General features: G+C 57.1%; 17 protein-coding genes. 8 read left to right on the forward strand and 9 right to left on the reverse strand.

Translation table 11 applies throughout. The annotated features are described in order from the left end of the window. Nucleotides 1–279 precede the first annotated feature (279 nt). Entirely contained in the window at nt 280–2,205 is a 1,926-nt protein-coding gene (gene iolD / locus IM304_RS19500; protein WP_193355513.1) for a 3D-(3,5/4)-trihydroxycyclohexane-1,2-dione acylhydrolase (decyclizing), read from the reverse strand. A gap of 11 nt (nt 2,206–2,216) precedes the next feature. Continuing rightward, nucleotides 2,217–3,722, reverse strand: a complete 1,506-nt coding sequence (locus IM304_RS19505) for a CoA-acylating methylmalonate-semialdehyde dehydrogenase (protein WP_193355512.1) — start codon at nt 3,720–3,722, stop codon at nt 2,217–2,219. A 291-nt stretch (nt 3,723–4,013) separates the two neighbouring features. On the opposite strand from IM304_RS19505, the gene IM304_RS19510 reads away from it, so the two are divergent. Then, the gene (locus IM304_RS19510; protein WP_008502123.1) at nt 4,014–4,844 is read left to right on the forward strand and encodes a MurR/RpiR family transcriptional regulator; all 831 of its coding nucleotides are present in this window, start codon (nt 4,014–4,016) and stop codon (nt 4,842–4,844) included. Between the two features lie 28 nt (nt 4,845–4,872). Here the strand turns inward: IM304_RS19510 and IM304_RS19515 are convergent, their stop codons facing one another. Continuing rightward, complete coding sequence (locus IM304_RS19515; protein WP_193355511.1) at nt 4,873–5,709, reverse strand: MipA/OmpV family protein; 837 nt, start codon at nt 5,707–5,709, stop codon at nt 4,873–4,875. Nucleotides 5,710–5,914: 205 nt separating this feature from the next. Here IM304_RS19515 and IM304_RS19520 point away from each other — a divergent pair, with 205 nt between their 5' ends. From IM304_RS19520 to IM304_RS19530, 3 genes are all read left to right on the forward strand, one after another. Beyond that, nucleotides 5,915–6,592: a response regulator gene (locus IM304_RS19520; protein ID WP_193355510.1), complete on the forward strand. Its 678-nt coding sequence runs from the start codon at nt 5,915–5,917 to the stop codon at nt 6,590–6,592. Next, nucleotides 6,592–7,980, forward strand: coding sequence for a HAMP domain-containing sensor histidine kinase (locus IM304_RS19525; protein WP_193355509.1), 1,389 nt, complete (start codon nt 6,592–6,594; stop codon nt 7,978–7,980). The genes IM304_RS19520 and IM304_RS19525 overlap by 1 nt, the downstream gene beginning before the upstream one ends. A 170-nt stretch (nt 7,981–8,150) precedes the next feature. Beyond that, entirely contained in the window at nt 8,151–8,630 is a 480-nt protein-coding gene (locus IM304_RS19530) for an Rrf2 family transcriptional regulator (protein WP_193355508.1), read from the forward strand. Between the two features lie 66 nt (nt 8,631–8,696). Here the strand turns inward: IM304_RS19530 and oqxB are convergent, their stop codons facing one another. Then, the gene (gene oqxB / locus IM304_RS19535; protein ID WP_148420679.1) at nt 8,697–11,849 is read right to left on the reverse strand and encodes a multidrug efflux RND transporter permease subunit OqxB; all 3,153 of its coding nucleotides are present in this window, start codon (nt 11,847–11,849) and stop codon (nt 8,697–8,699) included. A gap of 23 nt (nt 11,850–11,872) precedes the next feature. After that, a complete protein-coding gene (locus tag IM304_RS19540) occupies nt 11,873–13,048 on the reverse strand; it encodes an efflux RND transporter periplasmic adaptor subunit (protein ID WP_193355507.1) in 1,176 nt (391 codons plus the stop codon). A 335-nt stretch (nt 13,049–13,383) separates the two neighbouring features. Between IM304_RS19540 and IM304_RS19545 the strand changes: the two genes are divergently transcribed. After that, complete coding sequence (locus IM304_RS19545) at nt 13,384–13,737, forward strand: helix-turn-helix domain-containing protein (protein WP_193355506.1); 354 nt, start codon at nt 13,384–13,386, stop codon at nt 13,735–13,737. Between the two features lie 363 nt (nt 13,738–14,100). Here IM304_RS19545 and IM304_RS22450 read toward each other — a convergent pair whose 3' ends face one another. Further along, nucleotides 14,101–14,232, reverse strand: a complete 132-nt coding sequence (locus IM304_RS22450) for an SEC-C metal-binding domain-containing protein (protein WP_227009632.1) — start codon at nt 14,230–14,232, stop codon at nt 14,101–14,103. 573 nt (nt 14,233–14,805) lie between these two features. Between IM304_RS22450 and IM304_RS19555 the strand changes: the two genes are divergently transcribed. Further along, complete coding sequence (locus tag IM304_RS19555) at nt 14,806–15,321, forward strand: DUF2778 domain-containing protein (protein WP_193355504.1); 516 nt, start codon at nt 14,806–14,808, stop codon at nt 15,319–15,321. A 251-nt stretch (nt 15,322–15,572) separates the two neighbouring features. Further along, nucleotides 15,573–16,064 (forward strand): type VI secretion system tube protein TssD, encoded by a 492-nt coding sequence (locus IM304_RS19560; protein ID WP_193355503.1) that lies wholly within the window; start codon nt 15,573–15,575, stop codon nt 16,062–16,064. Between the two features lie 153 nt (nt 16,065–16,217). Here IM304_RS19560 and guaA read toward each other — a convergent pair whose 3' ends face one another. Continuing rightward, nucleotides 16,218–17,795: a glutamine-hydrolyzing GMP synthase gene (guaA, locus tag IM304_RS19565; RefSeq protein WP_062933291.1), complete on the reverse strand. Its 1,578-nt coding sequence runs from the start codon at nt 17,793–17,795 to the stop codon at nt 16,218–16,220. A gap of 68 nt (nt 17,796–17,863) precedes the next feature. Continuing rightward, a complete protein-coding gene (guaB, locus tag IM304_RS19570; protein WP_148420675.1) occupies nt 17,864–19,330 on the reverse strand; it encodes an IMP dehydrogenase in 1,467 nt (488 codons plus the stop codon). A gap of 159 nt (nt 19,331–19,489) precedes the next feature. Between guaB and xseA the strand changes: the two genes are divergently transcribed. After that, nucleotides 19,490–20,863, forward strand: a complete 1,374-nt coding sequence (gene xseA / locus IM304_RS19575) for an exodeoxyribonuclease VII large subunit (RefSeq protein ID WP_193355502.1) — start codon at nt 19,490–19,492, stop codon at nt 20,861–20,863. On the opposite strand, the gene IM304_RS19580 is transcribed toward xseA, so the two are convergent. Then, entirely contained in the window at nt 20,864–21,997 is a 1,134-nt protein-coding gene (locus IM304_RS19580) for an MFS transporter (protein WP_193355501.1), read from the reverse strand. It lies immediately after the preceding gene. Nucleotide 21,998: the final 1 nt, after the last annotated feature.

The raw sequence follows: 21,998 nt of genomic DNA on the forward strand, positions 1-21,998 counted from the left end.
GGCGTACATCTTCCCCTCACCCCGGCCCTCTCCCCAAAGGGGCGAGGGAGAAAAGACAGCCCCGAGCCGTCCCCTCACCCCAGGTGGGCGAGGGAGAAAAGGCCGCACCGAACCATCCCCTCTCCCCAGGTGGGCGAGGGAGAAAAGGCCGCACCGAACCATCCCCTCTCCCCAGGTGGGTGAGGGAGAAAAGGCCGCACCGAACCATCCCCTCTCCCCTTTGGGGAGAGGGTTAGGGTGAGGGGAAATGAAATGAAAATTTCGTTACGACATGAAAATTTAATACTGACGCGCTTTTTTCACCTGCGCCTGCGTCTGCTCCGCGGCCTCGCGCACCGCTGAGGAGGCCGCCACCTGCGCATCACCGGTTCGCCACCAGGCGTCGTAATCGTGGGTCATGGTCTTCGGCAGCACCTTAATGTCCAGCAGCGTCGGGCCAGGGTGCGCGCGGGACGCCTCCAGCGCCGCCAGCAGGCCTGGCTCATCGTGTACCCGCCACGCGCGGCAGCCGTAGCTTTCCGCGTTTTGTGCAAAGTCGACCTTCACCAGCGGCCCGTCGAGCCGCCCGGTTTCCGGGTTACGGTGGCGGTTTTCGGTGCCAAAGCTCCCCATGCCGTGCCCCATCTGCAGGTTGTTAATGCAGCCGAAGCTGGCGTTATCAAACAGCAGAACGGTGACCTTAACGCCCTCCTGCACCGCGGTTTGCAGCTCGGAGTGCAGCATCATGTAGGAGCCATCCCCCACCATGGCGTATACCGGCTGTTCGGGGCTCGCAAGCTTCGCGCCAATCGCTGCCGCTATCTCGTAGCCCATGCAGGAGTAGCCGTACTCAAGGTGATAGGTGTCGGGCGTTTTGACCTGCCAGAGGCGCTGCAAATCCCCCGGCAGCGAACCGGCCGCGCCCACCACGATGGCGTTATCCTCAACATGCTGATTAATCAGCCCCAGCACCCGCGTCTGGGTCAGCCGGGTGTTGAGCGTCTCGCCGTATTCCGCCAGCTGCGCGTCCAGGTGCCCCGCCACCTCGGGCGCATCTGCCGGATGCCACTGGCGATCCCACAGGCGGCGGCACTCGTCGCGCCAGGCGACTTTCGCCTCAGCAATCTCCTCTCCCCATCCGCTGCGGTAATCCTTAAGCGCATGGGTCAGGGCCTGCAGCCCGGTTTGGGCATCGGCCACCAGCGCGGTGGCGTCGAGCTTCAGCGCGTCAAATTCGGCCACGTTCAGCAGCAGAAACTCGACGTCCGGATGGGAAAAGAGCGCCTTGGAGCCGGTGGTAAAGTCCGTGAGGCGCGTGCCGACGCCAATCACCAGGTCCGCCTGCGGCGCAAGCCGGTTAGCGGCCATTCCGCCCGTCACGCCCACCCCGCCCAGATTAAGCGGGTGGTCACTTACCAGCGCCCCCTTTCCGGCCTGGGTTTCGGCGAACGGCAGTTGCAGCGTCTCGACGAATTCGCGAAACGCCGCATGCGCGCCGGAATAGCGCACGCCGCCGCCGCACACCACCAGCGGACGTTGCTTGCGGGCAATTAACGCCCGCGCCTGGGCCAGACGATGCGGATCGGGCGGTCGACGCTCAACGTGGTGCACGCGGCGCGCGAAGAAGCTCAGCGGGTAATCCCAGGCTTCCCCCTGCACGTCCTGCGGCAGGCAAATGGTCACCGTCCCCGTATTTGCGGGGTCAGTAAGCGTTCGCATCGCATTTAGCATGGCGCTCATCAGCTGCTCGGGGCGGTTGATGCGGTCCCAGTAGCGGGAGACCGGACGGAAGCAGTCGTTGGTGCTGATGCTGAGATCGTGATACTGCTCGATCTGCTGCAGCACCGGGTCCGGCTGGCGGCTGGCGTAGATATCCCCCGGCAGCAGCAGCAGCGGGATTCGGTTCGCCGTAGCGGTTGCCGCGGCGGTCACCATATTGGCGGCGCCCGGCCCGACGGAGGAGGTGACGGCAAAAATGCGCTGTCGGCGGTGCTGTTTGGCGAACCCCGTCGCCATATGGGCGATGCCCTGCTCGTTGCAGCCCTGCATTACCTGCAGATGGCCCGGATCCTGCTCCAGCGCCTGGCCGATACCCAGCACGTTACCGTGTCCGAAGATAGTGGCCACGCCCTCCACGAAGGGCGTTTCGCTGCCGTCAACGCTGACGTACTGTTGATTAAGGAAGCGGACCAGCGCCTGGGCCATGGTCATACGTTCGGTTTGCATAACACCTCCTGTCAGCCCAGCGTCGGCATGGAAAACGCGGCGCCTGTCTCCTGCTGCATTTCCGGCCAGCGCGCGGTGATGGTTTTCATGCGGGTGTAGAAGCGCACGCCGTCGTTGCCGTGGACGTTGAGCGCGCCAAAGATGGAACGCTTCCAGCCGCCGAAGCTGTGGAACGCCATCGGCACCGGGATCGGCACGTTGACGCCCACCATGCCCGCCTGCACCTCTTCGCAGAAGCGGCGCGCGCAGCCGCCGTCGCGGGTGAAAATGGCCGAGCCATTACCATATTCATGGCGGTTAATCAGATCCACCGCGCTGGCGTAATCTGCTACGCGCACCACAGAAAGCACCGGGCCAAAAATTTCTTCCTTATAGATCGTCATCTCCGGGGTGACGTTATCGAACAGCGTCGGCCCGACGAAATAGCCCCTCTCGTGACCCTGCACGCTAAAGCCGCGGCCGTCCACGCGCAGATTCGCCCCCTGCGCCTCGCCGCTGTCGATGTAGCCCAGCACCTTGCTGCGGTGGGCGGAGGAGATAAGCGGCCCCATTTCGTTTTCCGGCGTCTGGTCCAGGCCCGGCCCAACGCGCAGCGCGGCAATCTGTTTTTCCAGCCGGGCGCAGAGGTCGTCGGCGGTTTTATCGCCCACCGCCAGCACCACCGAAAGCGCCATGCAGCGTTCCCCCGCCGCGCCGTAGGCCGCTCCCATAATGGCGTTGGCCGCCATCTCCATGTCGGCATCCGGCATTAAAATACAGTGATTTTTCGCCCCACCCAGCGCCTGACAGCGCTTACCGTGGGCGGAGGCGGTCTGGTAAATGTATTCCGCAACCGGCGTGGAGCCGACAAAGCTCACCGCCTGCACGCGCGGGTCGGTCAGGAGCACGTCAACGGACTCCTTATCCCCCTGCACCACGTTGAACACGCCGTCCGGCAGGCCGGCCTCTTTCAGCAGCTGCGCCAGCGCCAGCGCGAGCGAAGGGTCTTTTTCCGACGGCTTCAGCACGAAGGTATTCCCGGTTGCCAGCGCAATCGGGAACATCCACATCGGCACCATCGCCGGGAAGTTAAACGGCGCGATCCCCGCGCAGACCCCGAGCGGCTGCATCAGCGAGTGGCTGTCGACGCCGGTACCCACGTTCGCAGAGTGTTCCCCCTTTTGCAGATGCGGGATGCCGCAGGCAAATTCCACCACTTCCAGACCGCGGGTCAGTTCCCCCACCGCGTCGGAGTAGACCTTGCCGTGCTCTTCGCTGATGAGGCGGGCCAGGCGCGCCATGTTCTCCTCCAGCAGCGTCTTAAAGCGGAACATCACGCGCGCGCGCTTAAGCGGAGCCTGACGTGCCCACGCGGGAAAGGCCTGCTGCGCGGCGGCAACCGCCTGCTCCGCCTCCTGCGCCGTACTCATCACCACCTGGCGGATCTGCTCGCCGGTGGCCGGGTTGAAGATCGCCTGAACGCGCTGGCCTGAACCGGTGACACATTCGCCGTGAATAAAATTCGCTACCGTCTCCATCCTTAACCTCTCGCTGTTGATACGTGACCGTTACCTGAACGCTTTGTACTCACACTATATATGAAACAAATATTCCATTTTAAGTTGAAATAAAATAAATGATGATTATTGTGATCAAGGATGGATTTTTATGTTAATAGCCAGCAACACTGACGCCGCGTGCGCTATTAAGGCATTTCGGGCGAGGAAATGGCTGAAGCTTCTGTTTCATTTTTGCTGCCAGATGGATGGCCGACATTTAAAAGACGCGGCTTTGCGTTTAGAATCATAAAACTGTATTTGGGGGATAACATGACGACAGCAACCAGCCTGAACGAACTGCAGCAGCAAATCCGCGATCGCTACGATAGCCTGAGCAAGAGGCTGCAGCAGGTCTCCCGCTATGTACTGGATAACACCAACAGCGTGGCCTTTGATACGGTTGCCGTCATTGCCGAGCGCGCCGACGTGCCGCCGTCAACGCTGATCCGCTTCGCCAACGCCTTTGACTTCACCGGCTTTAACGAAATGAAACAGCTGTTTCGCATGAACCTGGTGGAGGAGACCGCCAGCTACAGCGACCGTGCGCGGCTGTTCCGCGAAATGGAGAGCGAAGCCGTGCCGGAAACGCCGCTCGATATTTTACAGGAGTTCGCCCGCTCAAATGCCCAGGCGCTACAGCAGCTCGCCGCCCGTGCCGAACCGGAGATGCTGGAGCGCGCCGTTCAGCTGCTGGCCGACGCCGACACCATCTATATCGCCGGACTGCGCCGCTCCTTTAGCGTCGCGGCCTATCTGACCTATGCCCTGAGCCACCTTGAGTGCCGCCCTATTCTGCTCGACGGCATGGGCGGGATGCTGCGCGAGCAGATTAGCCGCATCAAGGCGCGCGACATTGTGGTGTCGATCAGCTTCTCGCCGTACGCGGAAGAAACGGTGATGGTCAGCGAAACCGCCGCCAGCGTCGGCGCGCGCCAGATTGTGATCACCGACAGCCAGATCAGCCCGCTGGCGACGTTCAGCGACCTCTGTTTCGTGGTGAAAGAGGCGCAGGTAGATGCGTTTCGCTCTCAGTCGGCGACGCTGTGCCTGGTGCAGTCGCTGGTAGTTGCGCTGGCATATCGGCTGGGCGAAGGAAAGTAGGCTACCGCTCCTTCGCCTGCAACACCGGTCAGAAGCTGTACGTCACCTTCAGGCTTCCCGTGGGCGACGTTTTTTTCTGAACGACTGGGCTATCGCCCGCCTCTCCCGTCAGCTGCGTAACGCCGGCAGCGGCAAGCACGCTCCAGCGGGAGGTGAGCTTATGGGTCCAGTCCAGGTTCAGCGAATAGGCGTATATTCCCGAGCCGGCATCATGTCGGGCAAATCCCGATGCGGCCGACTGGGCTGGGCTGACCCCGTAGTACGTTTGCATGTACTTGCTGGATCCCCAGCTGCCGGTCAGCGCCAGCGTCAATGAGTTTTCAGGAGAGGTGTAGAGCGGGCTGGCAATGCCGAAGTGCACAGCCTCACCGTTGTCTCTTTCCGAAACCGGGACCTCAGCCTGCAGCTGCACGTTAAGCCAGTCAGTTACCCTGTACCCCAGCCCCGGCACAACGACGGCTGAGCCTTTGACGTCACCCATCCCCCGCAGGTAGTCGCTGCCGGAGGCGATTGAATCGCTGCTTACGTCGCGATCCTTACGTCCCGCGCGATAGCTCAGCGCAGCGCTGTAATCCAGGTTGCCGACGCGGTTGCCGTAGCCGAGCCCGCGGGTAGTGCTGATAAAGAACCCATTTTCCATCGCGTAATCAACCACCTGGGCCGCAGCAACGCGGCTCTTATCCGAACCGGAATAGCGTGGCGCAACATCCACGCCGCCCCCCAGGGTTAACACGTTGCCCTGGCGCTGCCCGGCCGCCAGCGTCGGGGTAGCCAGTAACGCCAGGACGGCCCCCGACAGGATGCTTTTCGCGCTGCGACCGATGAGTGAACGGGGGAACCTGTGACGCAGTTTGCTGTTTCTCATTAAAGAAGCCCTTTTGGATTCAGATAGTTACGATTCAGGCGGTGTTAAACGCCAGCGCGCTCATTCTGAATACCCTCCCTAAGGTTCTTATGAGCCGAAAATGAAGAAACGCTGAAGCACGTGCTGGTTCTGTAAAGCTGAATGATTTCCTGATACCGTTTTTTTCTTAAGCTGTTCTTCATCCACTGCTGATACCGTTACCTTTGTGAAAATTCTACTAATTGAAGATGACCTGGATCTCGGCAACGGCGTACGTATCGCCCTTGCAGATCAAGGATTTGATGTCATATGGGTACGCCGGAAAGAGGATGCGCTGCATCAGCTCGATCTCTGCGTGCCGGAGCTTATCCTGCTCGACCTGGGGCTGCCCGATGGCGATGGCATGAGCCTGATGGCGCGCCTGCGTCAGCAGCTCCGGGGGATCCCCGTCATTATCCTGACGGCGCGAGGCACGCTGCAGGACCGCCTGTGCGGGCTGGACGCGGGCGCGGACGACTATCTGGTCAAACCTTTTGTGCTCGCCGAGCTGCTGGCGCGCGTGAGAGCCCTGGCGCGGCGCAGCTACGGTTTTGAGAATGAGGCGATCGACATTCGCGGCTTATCTCTCCACGTACCGACGCGTCGCGTGACGGTGAGCGCGCGCCACGTTGAGTTGACGGCAAGTGAATACGCGCTGCTCGAAACGCTAATGCTGCGCGCTGACCGCGTGCTTACGCGGCGGTATCTGGAAGAGAGGATATTCGGCACGAAAGAAAATCTCAGCAACGCGCTCGACGTGCATATGGGTAACCTGCGGCGAAAAATTGGCGATGGCTTTGTGCGAACGGTGCGGGGCGTAGGGTACGTCATTGATATCGTACCGGTTCAGAAGGCGGCGGGCTGATGCGTAATTTTTGGTACCGCCTCAGGCTTCCTACGCTGGTCAGGCGAATGATGGTCGCCCAGATGCTGCTGCTTACGCTGCTGTGGTGTCTTTTTTTAACCTTCATTTTGCTGGAGGACCTGCGCAGCCCTCCAATACTCACGGGCAGTGAGACTTACGAAACCCTCTTTTCCCTGGTTGAGAGCATGGAGGATAGGCCGCAGGCGCGTAAAGAGGTGCTGGCCGCGTTCAGCAAGGCGCTGCGGGAGGGGTATGGCGGCGGTGAAGATCCGGAGCTGGCCATCAACCTGATCGTTCGCAAGCATAATGAGATTATTTTTTCTTCGCATGGCGCGCCAACGGAGGTGAAAAATAGCCGCCTGGGGGAAATGCAGCGCGTCCGGACTGGAGACCATACCTGGACGAGCCGCACGCTCAAATCCGCGCGCTCCGACGTGGAGGTCACCCTTTTCACCCCGGCCGGTAGCTGGAATTTCTTTATCTACCTGAACTCGCGCGGCTATTACGTCATGCCGCTGCTGGTATGCATCCCTTTCCTTCTGTTTCCCGCGTGGCTGTCAATCCGCATCGCGATGCGCCCCTGGAACAGGGTAGTGAATGAAATTTCATTGCGCACGCCAGACGATCTCTCTCCCTTAAAAGCCGTTCCCAGGCACAGGGAGCTGCGCCAGACGGTGGACGCAATTAATGACTTTCTCGCCAGGGTGCGGGAAAGCGCCGAAAGGGAAAGGGTGTTTATTGCCGATGCCGCGCACGAGCTGCGTACGCCGCTGGCCGCGATGCGGATCAACGTCGAGGCGCTGCAGTCCTGGGTCATCAGCGAAAGCCAGCAGGAGCTGCTTGCAGGCATTGTTCGCAGCAATAGCCGTGCCGCTCGTCTCGTCAATCAGCTTCTGCTGATGAAGCACAGCGAAGCGCACATCGACACGGTAACGGAGCCTGTGCCGCTGACAACGCTTATTCAGGAGCGAATGGCTGCGCTGGAGCCACTGGCGTCGGCGCGCGGGATTGAGCTTGAGTTCTTCGCCGACGATGAAATCCGGGTTGCGGGCATCCGGGAACGTCTGGTGTCGCTGATCGACAATTTGATTGAAAATGCCGTGAAGTACAGCCCTGAGGGAGGGCGAATTGAGGTACAGCTGCAATCGACAACGACATCCGCCCGGCTGCGCGTCTCAGACGCGGGCCCCGGCATTCCGGTTGAATTGCGCGAGCGGGTGTTCGACAGGTTTTTCCGCGATCCTAATCAAACCCAAAGCGGGAGCGGCTTAGGGCTTGCCATCGTCAAAGCCGTTACCCAGCAGCACAACGGCAGAGTCAATCTGAGTACGTCAGCAGAAGGTGGCCTGATGGTGACCGTTGACTTCCCGCATCCCGCGCTTGCATGAACGGAAACGCGGCGCTACCCGGCCTGACGTTTGCCGGTACGGCAGCGTTAATTCACGCATGCCGCAGATTGCTTCAATAAGATTACCGTATTTGTTATATTGTTACTTATTGATTATTCACCTCTGCGGTGCCAAAAAGAACAAGATTCACCGCGACCCAGGACAGAAAAATGCTAGATTACCGCTTCCCGACAGCTTTGCAGATGGTTCTCAGCGTAGCGATGGCGGAGCAGTCGGGTGAACGTTCGACGAGCGCAATCCTGGCCTACGGCCTGGAAGCGAATCCGAGCTTCATCCGTAAACTCATGGTTCCGCTCGCCCGTGACGGCATTATCGTCTCCACGCTTGGCCGCAACGGCTCTATACACCTTGGCCGCCCGGCGGACGAGATTACCCTGCGCGATATCTACCTTTCCGTTACTGAAGATAAAAAGCTGTGGGCGTCCCGTCCTGACGTTCCGGCACGCTGCGTGGTGAGCGCCAACGCCTGCTGGTACTTCAAATCCATTGCTGATGAAGCGGAGCAGGCTTCGCTGGCGGTTCTGGCGCGCCATACCGTCGCCAGCGCGCTGGAAGAGGTGAAAAAAGCCGACACCAGCGGGTGCGATCCGGTCCCGGAAATCTGCACGCAGCATAAAAAAACGCCTTAATCCTTTACGGATTGCGAAAAAAAACCGCCTTCACTGTGAAGGCGGTTTTTTATTGTCTGCGACGTCCTACGCAGGCAGCACGTCTCTTTCCGCTTTACCGCGCGTCACGAACTTACGCAGCGTCACGTAAAACACCGGCGTCAGGAACAGGCCAAACAGGGTCACGCCCAGCATGCCGGAGAACACCGTGATCCCGGTGACGCCGCGCACCTCGGCACCCGCGCCGTGGCCGAGGATGAGGGGGATCGTCCCGGCAATAAAGGCGATAGAGGTCATCACAATCGGGCGTAAACGCAGGCGGCACGCCTCCAGCGCGGCCTCCATGATACCTTTCCCCTGGATTTCCAGCTCGCGGGCAAACTCCACGATAAGTATCGCGTTCTTACAGGCCAGCCCCATAAGCACGACCAGACCCACCTGCACAAACACGTTGTTATCGCCCCCGGTCAGCCAGACGCCAAACAGCGCGGAAAGCATCGTCATCGGAACGATAAGGATCACCGCCAGCGGCAGCGTCCAGCTTTCATACAGCGCCGCCAGCACCAGGAACGCCAGCAGAACCGCGACCGGGAAGACGATCAGCGCCGTATTACCCTGCGTGGCCTGCTGGAAGCTCAGGTCCGTCCATTCGATATTCATCCCGTTCGGCAGTATCTGCTTAGACATTGCGTCCAGCTGCGTCATCGCCTGCGCGGAAGAGAGCACGCGAGGATCGGCATCGCCAATGAGATCCGCCGCCGGGTAGCCGTTGTAGCGGATCACCGGGTCCGGCCCGTAGGTGGTGCTGATGGTGACCATACTGCCAATCGGCACCATTTCGCCCTGGTTATTGCGGGTGCGTAAGTTCGCAATATCCTCCACGCTGTCGCGGAACTGCCCGTCGGCCTGGGCCATTACGCGCCAGGTGCGGCCAAACTGGTTAAAGTCGTTCACATAGGACGAGCCCAGGTAGGTTTGCAGCGTGCCGAACAGATCGGTGAGCGACACGCCCTGCGCTTTCGCCTTATCGCGGTCGACCTGAACGTCCAGCTGCGGAACGTTAGCCTGGTAGGTTGAGATGGGGAAATGCATCCCCGGCGTCTGCATGATTGCACCGGACATGGTGTTCACCGCGTTTTGCAGCGCGCCATAGCCCAGACCGGCGCGATCCTGAATGTACAGGGAATAGCCCGACCCCTGACCCAGCCCTAAAATCGGCGGCGGCAGAATCGAGAAGCCGAAGCCCTGCTGGATTTGCGCGATTTTCGCGTTGATCTCCGCGTTAATTTCCGCCGCAGAGTGTTTACGCTGGTCGAACGGCTTCAGGCCAAAAAATACCGTCCCGGTGTTCGGCGTGTTGGTAAACTGGAGCGCATTCAGGCCGGGAAACGCGACCGCATAATCCACGCCTTCGGTATTCATACCGATTTCGCTCATTTTGCGGATCACCGCATCGGTACGCGCCAGCGACGAGCCTTCCGGCATTTTCACGCCGCCAATCAGGTACAGCTTATCCTGCGTCGGAATAAACCCGCCGGGTACGGCTTTAAACATCACGCCGGCAGCACAAAGCAGCAGCAAATAAACCGCAAACACCGCGCCGCGTCGGCCGAGCGTTTTACCCACCAGCCCCTGATAGCCGGTCGAGCTGCGGTGGAAAAAGCGGTTAAACGGACGGAAGATCCAGCCGAACAGACGATCGATAAGCCTGGTCGGGAAATCTTTCGGTGCGCCGTGCGGCTTCAACAGCAGGGCAGCCAGCGCCGGCGAGAGCGTCAGCGAGTTAATGGCCGAAATCACCGTTGATATGGCTATCGTGACCGCAAACTGTTTGTAAAACTGACCGGTCACGCCGGAGAGGAACGCCATGGGAACGAACACCGCGCACAGCACCAGTGCGATGGCGATAATCGGCCCGGAAACTTCACGCATCGCCTGATGCGCCGCCGCAAGCGGGGCGAGCCCCTCTTCGATGTTTCGCTCGACGTTTTCCACCACCACGATGGCATCGTCCACCACGATACCAATCGCCAGCACCAGCCCGAACAGGCTCAGGGTATTAAGCGAAAAGCCCAGCAGGTAGAGAATGCTGAACGTGCCCACCACCGATACCGGCACCGCGATCAGCGGAATGATCGACGCGCGCCAGGTTTGCAGGAACAGGATAACCACCAGCACCACCAGCACCACCGCTTCCAGCAGCGTTTGCACGACCGCGCGGATAGAATCGCGCACAAATACCGTCGGGTCGTAAGGTGCCGCCCACTTCATATCGTCCGGGAAACGCGTGGACAGTTCGTCCATTTTTGCACGCACCGCGTTAGACAGATCGATGGCGTTCGCCCCCGGCGACTGGAAAATACCAATCCCGACCGCGTCTTTATTGTTGAGCTGCGAACGCAGCGCATAGCTGCCGGAACCCATCTCTACTCGCGCCACGTCGCGCAGGCGGACGACCGTACCGTCCTGCGTCGTTTTCAGGACAATATTGCCAAACTCCTCTTCGGTATGCAGACGGCCCTGGGCGTTAATGGAGATCAGGAAATCGCTCTCTTTCGGCAGCGGCTCGGCGCCAAGCTGCCCGGCGGAAACCTGAACGTTCTGCTCCTGCATCGCCGTCACCACGTCCGATGCCGTCAGCCCGCGCGCCGCCACCTTGTTTGGGTCCAGCCAGACGCGCATTGCGTATTCGCCCGAGCCGAAAATCTGAATCTGCCCCACGCCGGGCAGGCGCGCCAGCTCGTCCTTCACCTTCAGCGTGGCGTAGTTTCGCATGTACAGCGAGTCGTACTTGCCGCCTGGCGAAAACAGATGCACCACCAGCGTCAGCGTTGGCGATTGTTTCTGCGTGGTGATGCCCAGACGCCGCACGTCCTCCGGCAGGCGCGCCTCGGCCTGCGATACCCGGTTTTGCACCTGAACCTGCGCCTGATCGGGATCCGTCCCCGGACGGAAGGTGACGGTGGTGACCAGCACGCCGTCCGATCCCGCGACGGACTTCATGTACATCATGTTCTCAACGCCGTTGATCGCCTCTTCCAGCGGCGTTGCCACGGTCTCCGCGATCACCTTCGGGTTGGCGCCGGGGTACTCCGCGCGCACCTGCACGCTTGGCGGTACGACGTCAGGATATTCGCTGACCGGCAGCAGCGGGATGGCGATTAATCCTGTGATAAAAATCAGAATCGACAGTACGGCGGCAAAAATCGGCCTGTCGATGAAAAAACGGGAAAAGTCCATGGGTTGGATTCTCAGGTAAGGGATCAGTTGAGGGCGGCGCTGGCGGTCATGGCGACGGTTTTCGCGTTAACCGGCATGCCCGGCATAAACACCTTTTGTAAACCATCGACGATGACTTTATCCCCGGGATTCAGCCCCTGCTGTACGATGCGTAAACCGTCGGCCAGACGACCCGGCGTGATATCGCGACGCTGTGCTTTCCCTTCTTTATCAACAATATAAACATATTTACGATCCTGATCGGTCAGCACCGCCTTATCGTCTACAAGCGTGGCTTTAAATTCCGCACTGCCCGGCAGGCGCACGCGGGCAAAGAGTCCCGGCGTGAACTGACGCTGCGCGTTATCTAACAGCGCGCGCATGCGGATTGTTCCGGTACTCGGCGTGAGCTGGTTATCAAGAAAATCCACTTTGCCCTGATGGGGATAGCCCTCCTCGCCGGTAAGGCCAATCTCCACCGGCAGCGCCAGGTGATTACTGGACGCCCCCTGCCCGCTGCGGGCCAGGTTTTGATAGTGAAGGTAGGTTGACTCGTCCACGTCGAAGTAAACGTAAACCGTCTTCAGCGAGACCAGGGTGGTGAGCACGCTGGCGCTGTCGCCGGCGGTGACCAGATTGCCGCTGGTGATCAATGCGCGGCTGGCGCGCCCATCGATGGGCGCGGTCACTTTGGTGAAGTCCAGGTTAAGCTGCGCGGCGTCAACCGCCGCCTGCGCTGCGCGAATGTCGGCCTGCGCCTGGGTGGCTGCGGAACGGCGCTGCTCCCACTCTTCACGGGATACCACGTTGGTATTGACTAATTTATCGGTGCGGTTAGCCTCGCTTCGCGCCAGGCTGGCCTGCGTTTTGGCTCTCGCCAGCGTCGCCTGCGCCTGTTCCAGCGCGGCGCGATAGGTTCTGTCATCAATAGTGAACAGCACATCGCCCTTTTTCACCTCCTGGCCGTCGGTGTAGTTCACTTTATCAATGTAGCCGGAGACGCGCGGGCGCAGCTGAACGCTCTCCACCGCCTCAATGCGACCGTTGAAGCTGTCCCACTGGCTTATGGATTTTACGACCACATCAGCAGCGCTGACGACGGGCGCTTGCGGCGCGGCATTTTGCGCGACGCTGTCATCGCACCCGACCAGCAGCGCGGCGAGTAAAATCGCGCCCAGCGTTTGCAGATGAAAGTTACCCCAGGTTTTTTGCAGGCTCATTATTTTTATTCCGGTTATTGTAGCCGCCGGGCAAGACGCAGCGGGAGGTGCCGCGCCACTTCCTTTGTCCGGGCTGGCTTAAGGCCATTTGTGTCGTTCATCGCCACAAAACTGTAACAGTTGCGAATACACTATCGCGGCGATTGTAGGAAGGCGCTTAATTAAGTGCAAGAATAATTGTTGCACTTTATGTGCTATTTGCGTCAAAGGTAAATAACCTGTTTCGAGCAGGGATTTAAATGTAACAATAAAACTTGCAATTAGTGGAAAAAAGGGCCACCTTTAAATGCAACAAACAAAGATGCTTTTTGACGCGTGGCGTAGGGGGAAGCAAGATGAATACCGGTGCATTCATTCACGATTTACTTGACTGGATCGACAACAACCTTGACAGCCGCCTGGACATTGAAACCGTCTCCAGGCGAGCCGGCTATTCGAAATGGCACCTCCAGCGCATCTTCAAGGAACATACCGGCTCCCCTCTCGCTGACTATATTCGCGCGCAAAAGCTGCAAAAATCGGTCGAGCGTTTAGCCCAAAGCGATGAACCGATTTTGAACGTGGCGATCGCGCTGGGCTTTGACTCTCAGCAGTCCTTCAACCGCAGCTTTAAGCGTCAGTACGGTCAGGCCCCAGGCGCATGGCGGCGCAGTATCGGCTGCCGTGAATCGCGGCAGATACGCCAGTAACTCCCTTCCGGGACGAATATCGGTCAGAAAAAAAGCCCTCTGTAAACAGAGGGCTTTATTCAGTTTTACCTGTTTATGACGATACAGGCCTGGTGGCTTATTCCTGTCGATTATCAATTAAAATAAAATTAATCTATATAACAATTAGTTAGTAAATCGATCTTTCTCGATACCACAATCTATACCATGCAGAGATTTTTTTCTGCTCCTCGACGTTTATTCAGTTCAGGCTCATGCTGAGAAGACTCTCGCACAACGTGAAATTAATTTTTGATTTAATATGAAAATCAGTTTATTTCATAAAATCACCTCTCATCCCACTTTGAACTTATGGCACATTCTGGTCACCCGTGCTGGCTCATTTTACCGACCATGCCTTCTCTTATATTTCATACCGCTGCCACATGGACAACGATGGCCAATCTTTTTGCTCTTGCGACCAAAGCGGATTTGTTTTTCCCGTTCAAGATTGACCTTACGCGCAGGATTGGCCATTCTTACCGCATCTTCATAAATCTGGACGTTTCCTGGTCTTGCTTTTCGCCCCCAATTTGGTTTCCCGATGTTTTCATCATGTGCTGAACGTAGATGCACCCGTTCAAATCATGCGAAGGCATTTTGACAATCAACTCACGCATTCGGTCAGCAATGGATTCCATATCCTTCAATAAAGAAGCTACAGCCTTCTTTCGATCTACTTCCATATTCTTTCTTATCACCTCATTTTGAACTACTGATCTTTCGAGCTCCATAATAACCACTCGTCAATCATATCGGCTTAGTCCTGCTTCCTGGCTTTACGCTGTACACGATATCGGAATTATCTGTGATAATTCACGCTATGTTTTTATAGTAATTGTTCTGGCCTTGCAATTATGACCGCATCCCTTAAAAGGATCTACTATCAGGTATAGCTGCGAAATTGATATAGATCTATTTCCTAAAGGAAGGCCAACCTTTTTCAGAGTAAAATATTTAAATGCGCACTTTTTGTATAGTTTATTATTTTTAATAAACGCACTATTTGCAGATATTTTTCTTAAGTATCTAAAAAGGAAAGGGAGATACATGACTTTGCATGGAAAGTTTATAATAAATGATGCTGATTACTCACCACTTTCATTTGATGGAGTTGGTGTCTTTATGGCTTTTTCTGGCAACGGTGCATACAGAAACAAAGGCGCATGCAGTATCATTCCTAACGTTGGCCCTTTACCAAAGGGTAAATATTATATAGTAGACAGGCCTAAAGGAAGTATGGCTAACAGGTTTAGAGCCTGGGGAGTAGATACGTATAAAAGCATTTTTAGTTATCATGTTGATCATTCTGAATGGTTCGCATTATTTCGTGATGATGGGAATCTGGATAATTCAACATTTTACGAAAGCGTAGCCAGAGGTGGATTTAGGTTACATCCGGGTCAGATTTCAGAGGGGTGTATAACGCTACCTTGCCAATCAGATTACAATAGGCTAAGAGATGCACTGTTAAGAACAAAGAAAGAAAAGATAAAAGGTCTTGATTTAGAATCCTATGGAACAATTGAGGTACTTATTGGTGGTTATCAAAAAAATTGCTCTTAGTTCCTTTAGAATGATTCTACTCATCGTGATATTCACTATTGTGTCATGGTTAGATGTTTGTTACTTAACTGAACATCCTTTAATAAGTAATGAAACAGCCATTAAAATTTCCTATTTGTTGAGCAACAACCCAGCGCCCGAAGATATTTACTATAGTTATGATTATACATTAATTGCATTTAACATCCTTATCTCTCTAGTTTTATACATCATAACAATGAAGTTAATTAAATTAACAAGGAGTATATAAAATGCCTATCCCTCCCTATCTATGGCTAAAAGATGATGGTGGTGCAGACATCAAAGGTTCTGTAGACGTTCAGGATCGTGAAGGCTCTATAGAAGTAATCAGTATAGGTCATGGTGTTAACCTTCCCGTCGATACAGCCAATGGAAAGATCACCGGAACACGCCAACATTCATCATTTAATTTTGAAAAGGAAATAGACAGTTCTAGCCCCTATCTCTACAAAGCAGCAGCCACAGGACAAACATTAAAAAGTGCTGAAGTGAGGTTTTATCATATCAATGATGCTGGTCAGGAGGTGTGTTATTACACCGTAATAATGGAAAGTGTAAAAATAACGGGTGTCAATTGTGGCGTTCCCAATGTTAAATTATCAGGCAATGATAAGTTAAATCATATGGAATCCGTTTCTATGCAATATGAAAAAATCACATGGCGCATTGTAGATGGAAATATCCAATTTTCTGATTCATGGTATGAGAGGCCTACAGTATAAATTTCAATTCCCTTCTGTGCCACATTGCATTGTAGTAACTTTCGTTTCGTTGCTAACGGCTGCCAATAAGTGTCAAAAACAAAAAAGCCCGCAGTTACGCGGGCTTAGAGGTACTTTACTACTTTTACGAGCAGGCTGTTGCCAGACGCGAAATCATTCCCACTCAATCGTCGCCGGTGGCTTACCGCTGATGTCATACACCACGCGGGAAATACCGTTAACTTCGTTGATGATGCGGTTAGACACGCGGCCTAAGAAGTCATACGGCAGGTGCGCCCAGTGCGCGGTCATGAAGTCGATGGTTTCAACCGCACGCAGGGAGACAACCCAGTCGTACTTGCGGCCATCGCCCATCACGCCGACGGAGCGAACCGGCAGGAACACGGTGAACGCCTGGCTAACCTTGTTGTACAGGTCAGCCTTGTGCAGCTCTTCAATGAAGATCGCGTCCGCGCGACGCAGCAGGTCGCAGTACTCTTTCTTCACTTCGCCCAGCACACGTACGCCGAGGCCCGGGCCCGGGAACGGGTGACGGTAGAGCATGTCGTACGGCAGACCCAGTTCCAGACCAATCTTGCGCACTTCGTCTTTGAACAGCTCGCGCAGCGGCTCAACCAGGCCCATCTTCATCTCTTTCGGCAGGCCGCCCACGTTGTGGTGAGATTTGATGACGTGTGCTTTACCGGTTGCGGAGGCGGCGGATTCGATCACGTCAGGGTAGATGGTACCCTGAGCCAGCCACTTCACGTCTTCCAGCTTCAGCGCTTCTTCGTCGAACACTTCAACGAACACGCGGCCGATGATCTTACGCTTCGCTTCCGGATCGTTCTCGCCCTTCAGCGCGTCCAGGAAGCGCTGCTCGCCTTCCACGTGAACGATGTTCAGACCGAAGTGGTCGCCAAACATGTCCATCACCTGCCGGGCTTCGTTCAGACGCAGCAGGCCGTTGTCCACGAAGACGCAGGTCAGGTTTTTGCCGATAGCGCGGTGCAGCAGCATCGCGGTAACGGAGGAGTCCACGCCGCCGGAGAGGCCGAGGATCACCTTGTCATCGCCAACCTGCTGGCGGATACGCTCAACGGCGTCGTCGATGATTTTTGCCGGTGTCCACAGCGCTTCACACTGGCAGATATCGCGCACGAAGCGCTCCAGCATGCGCATGCCCTGACGGGTGTGGGTTACTTCCGGGTGGAACTGCACGCCGTAGAAGCGTTTTTCTTCGTTCGCCATGATGGCGAACGGGCAGCTCTCGGTGCTGGCAACGGTCACGAAGTCGGACGGGATGGCGGTAACTTTGTCGCCATGGCTCATCCATACGTCCAGCAGCGGCTTGCCGTCTGCGGTCAGGGAGTCTTCGATACCGCGCACCAGCGCGCTGTCGGTTACCACTTCTACCTGCGCATAGCCAAACTCACGCTCGTTAGAGCCTTCTACGTGGCCGCCCAGCTGCATTGCCATGGTCTGCATGCCGTAGCAAACGCCGAATACCGGCACGCCAGCTTCGAACACGTACTGCGGTGCGCGCGGGCTGTTCTCTTCGGTGGTGCTTTCCGGGCCGCCGGACAGGATGATGCCGCTTGGATTGAATTCGCGAATCTGTGCTTCCGTGACATCCCACGCCCACAGTTCACAGTAAACGCCCAGTTCACGCACGCGACGCGCCACCAGCTGAGTGTACTGAGAACCAAAGTCCAGGATGAGAATGCGATGTTTATGAATGTTTTCCGTCATTGACGCTAATTCCGAGGCAAGTGAAACAGATTAAATAAATCGCCCGACACAAGGTCGGGCGAAGAAAATCAGGAGCCCAGACGATAGTTCGGGGACTCTTTGGTGATCGTCACGTCGTGAACGTGGCTCTCCTGGATACCCGCACCGCTGATGCGTACGAATTCCGCTTTAGTACGCAGCAGGTCGATGGTACCACAGCCGGTCAGACCCATACAGGAGCGCAGGCCGCCCATCTGCTGGTGAATGATCTCTTTCAGGCGGCCTTTGTAGGCAACGCGGCCTTCGATACCTTCCGGCACCAGTTTGTCAGCCGCGTTATCGGTCTGGAAGTAACGGTCGGAGGAACCTTTGGACATCGCACCGAGAGAGCCCATACCGCGGTAGGATTTGTATGAACGGCCCTGGTAAAGTTCGATTTCGCCCGGGGATTCTTCGGTACCGGCCAGCATGGAGCCAACCATCACCGCGGAAGCACCTGCGGCGATCGCTTTTGCAATGTCGCCAGAGAAGCGGATACCGCCGTCAGCGATAACCGGAATACCGGTACCTTCCAGCGCTTCTACCGCGTCGGACACCGCGGTGATCTGCGGAACGCCCACGCCGGTCACGATACGGGTGGTACAGATGGAGCCAGGGCCAATACCCACTTTCACCGCGCTGCAGCCGGCGTCAGCCAGAGCGCGAGCGCCTGCGCCTGTCGCCACGTTGCCGCCGATGATCTGCAGATCCGGGTATTTAGCGCGGGTGTCGCGAATGCGTTGCAGAACGCCTTCGGAGTGGCCGTGAGAGGAGTCAATAAGCAGTACGTCTACGCCCGCGGCAACCAGCGCGTCAACGCGCTCTTCGTTACCGGCACCTGCGCCAACCGCAGCGCCTACGCGCAGACGGCCATGCTCGTCTTTACAGGCGTTCGGTTTACGTTCTGCTTTCTGGAAATCTTTAACGGTGATCATGCCGCGCAGGTGGAAGTTCGCATCCACAACCAGCGCTTTCTCAACGCGTTTTTCGTGCATTTTTGCCAGCACGACGTCGCGGGTTTCGCCTTCACGCACGGTAACCAGACGCTCTTTTGGCGTCATGTAGACGCTGACAGGCTGGTTCAGGTCAGTTACGAAACGCACGTCACGACCGGTAATGATGCCCACCAGCTCGTTATCTTCGGTCACAACCGGGTAACCCGCAAAGCCGTTACGCTCGGTCAGCGCTTTCACTTCGTGCAGGGTGGTGGTTGGCAGAACGGTCTGAGGGTCGGACACGATACCGGATTCATGTTTCTTCACGCGGCGAACTTCTTCCGCCTGACGCTCGATAGACATGTTTTTGTGGATAAAGCCAATGCCGCCTTCCTGTGCCAGGGCGATAGCCAGACGCGCTTCCGTTACGGTATCCATTGCTGCGGAGAGCATAGGAATGTTCAGACGAATGGTTTTCGTCAACTGCGTGCTGAGGTCGGCAGTATTCGGCAGAACGGTGGAATGAGCGGGAACGAGGAGGACGTCGTCAAACGTCAGTGCTTCTTTAGCGATACGTAGCATGGGCAATATCTCTGACCTGGGTGGTTAAATATTGCCGTGGCATTATACAGAGCGTAACCGATTGCATCCACACTTTTTTGAAAAAAATGCTTGCGCTCACCTCTCAGCAGGTTACTATCGACTGAATAACTTGCTGATTTAGAATTTGATCCCGCTCACATGTTATCCTCTCAATCCCCCTCAATTTATACTGTCAGCCGCCTTAATCAGACGGTGCGTTTGCTGCTTGAGCAGGAAATGGGGCAGGTCTGGATCAGCGGTGAAATCTCTAACTTCACGCAGCCCGCTTCCGGCCACTGGTATTTTACGCTAAAAGACGACACCGCCCAGGTGCGCTGCGCGATGTTCCGCAACAGCAACCGTCGCGTGACGTTCCGTCCTCAGCACGGCCAGCAGGTTCTGGTGCGTGCCAATATCACCCTGTACGAGCCGCGCGGCGACTATCAGATTATCGTCGAAAGCATGCAGCCTGCCGGCGAAGGCATGTTGCAGCAGAAGTATGAACAGTTAAAGGCAAAGCTGTCTGCCGAGGGACTGTTCGACCAGCAGCTCAAAAAACCGCTGCCCTCCCCTGCCCACTGCGTTGGGGTTATCACCTCGAAAACCGGGGCGGCTCTGCACGATATTCTGCACGTGCTTAAGCGCCGCGACCCTTCGCTGCCCGTCATTATTTATCCTACCGCCGTTCAGGGTGACGACGCGCCGGGGCAAATCGTACGCGCGATTGAGCTGGCAAACGCGCGCCAGGAGTGTGATGTATTAATCGTCGGGCGAGGCGGCGGCTCGCTGGAAGATCTGTGGAGCTTTAACGACGAGCGCGTGGCGCGGGCAATCTTTGCCAGCCTTATCCCGGTGGTGAGCGCCGTCGGTCACGAAACGGACGTGACCATTGCCGATTTTGTCGCGGACTTACGCGCGCCTACGCCGTCCGCGGCGGCAGAAGTGGTCAGCCGCAATCAGCAGGAGCTGCTGCGCCAGATCCAGAACGGCCAACAGCGCCTGGAGATGGCGATGGACTACTTCCTCGCCAACCGTACCCGCCGCTTTACGCAGCTTCATCATCGTCTGCAACAGCAGCATCCGCAGCTGCGTCTGGCGCGTCAGCAAACCGTGCTGGAGCGCCTGCGTCAGCGGATGAACGTCGCGGTTGACGCCCAGCTTAAGCGTGCGGGCTCACGCCAGCAGCGCGTGACGCAGCGTCTGAACCAGCAGAACCCGCAGCCGACGATTTACCGTGCGCAAGCGCGTATTCAGCAGCTGGAATATCGTCTGGCGGAGAATATTCGCGCCCGCCTCAGCACCACCCGCGAGCGTTTCGGCAACGCGGTTACCCATCTGGAGGCCGTCAGCCCCCTCTCCACGCTGGCGCGCGGCTATAGCGTTACCACCGCGACGGACGGCAACGTGCTGAAGCAAACCGGGCAGGTTAAAGCCGGAGATATCCTCACCACGCGGCTTTCAGACGGCTGGGTGGAAAGCGAAGTGAAAGGCGTGACGCCGGTAAAAAAACCTCGCGCCCGTAAAAAGGCGTAATCAGCGATGGCCGTCCGGCGTGACGGCCAGCATCAGCCAGGACAGGCCTGAAAAAATCGCCAGCGCAGCCGCTGCGCTCGTTAACCCCAGCAGCAGGCCAAAAAGGATAGCGCCCAATACCTGCCCGCCTGCCAGCATCAGAAAGGCCAGGCTAACTCCAGCCGCCGGAGAAGGATGAGCAATCTCCGCCCCCTTCACCAGCAACACACCCGACAAAATCACATATCCCGCCCCGCTCATCGCCACCACCGGAATAAGCCACCAGAAAAAACCGTGGCTTACCGCCAGAATCGCCAGAGAGATAGCCATGAAGATCTGGGATAAACGATAAACCCCCCGCATGCCGATACGCCTTGCCATAGTTCCGGTAAATATGGCAACGACCCCCGCCCCGCCGCTTATCAGCCAGAGAACGTTGGTCGCTGCGCTATCCAGTTCCGTGTGACGCATAAGTATCTCCGGGCCAAAGCTCCACCATGCGGCGCTGGCTATACCGCTGATAAAGGCAATCCCCAGCAGCCGAAACATGCCGGGTTTACGTGCGATAAATGATGCCTTAGGCGAAGGCGTGCGTAGTTTCGCCGCCGACGGCGGCAGATGCCGCCACAGCGCCGGCAGGCACAGCAGCGCCATCATGGCGAACACAACGCAGGCTGCCCGCCAGCCGCCGGGCATGAAAAACAGAACGGGCACCGAGAGGATGATCCCGCCGCTCGTTCCGGCATTGATGGTGGTATTCACATGGAGCTGACGGTCGGGAGCGATCCTGTCATCTACCGCCCCGGCAAGGGCCGGCGAGGCCAGTCCCGAGCTCAGCCCGGCAATAAACAAACCTATCGCCAGCGTCGTCGGCTGTGCCGAAGACGCGAGAATGAATAACCCCGCGGCAGCGGCGATGGCAGCCAGCAAGGCGGGCAGGCGAGGCCCAGCGCGCGCAATAAGGTAAGAGGCCAGAAATATCGACAGGCAATACGCCGCATAACTACAGGACGCTATAAACCCCGCCACCTGCGGAGTGAAAGGGATGGCCTGCCGGATATCAGGCAGCATCAGGCCCCACGAAAACCTTGCCATACCATAGGTCACCGCGATGATTGAAAATCCGGTTATGCTCAACGAAGTCTGTCTGTTCATT

It is taken from the genome of Enterobacter cloacae complex sp. P40C2 (assembly GCF_014930695.1).
Lineage (GTDB): Bacteria > Pseudomonadota > Gammaproteobacteria > Enterobacterales > Enterobacteriaceae > Enterobacter > Enterobacter pasteurii.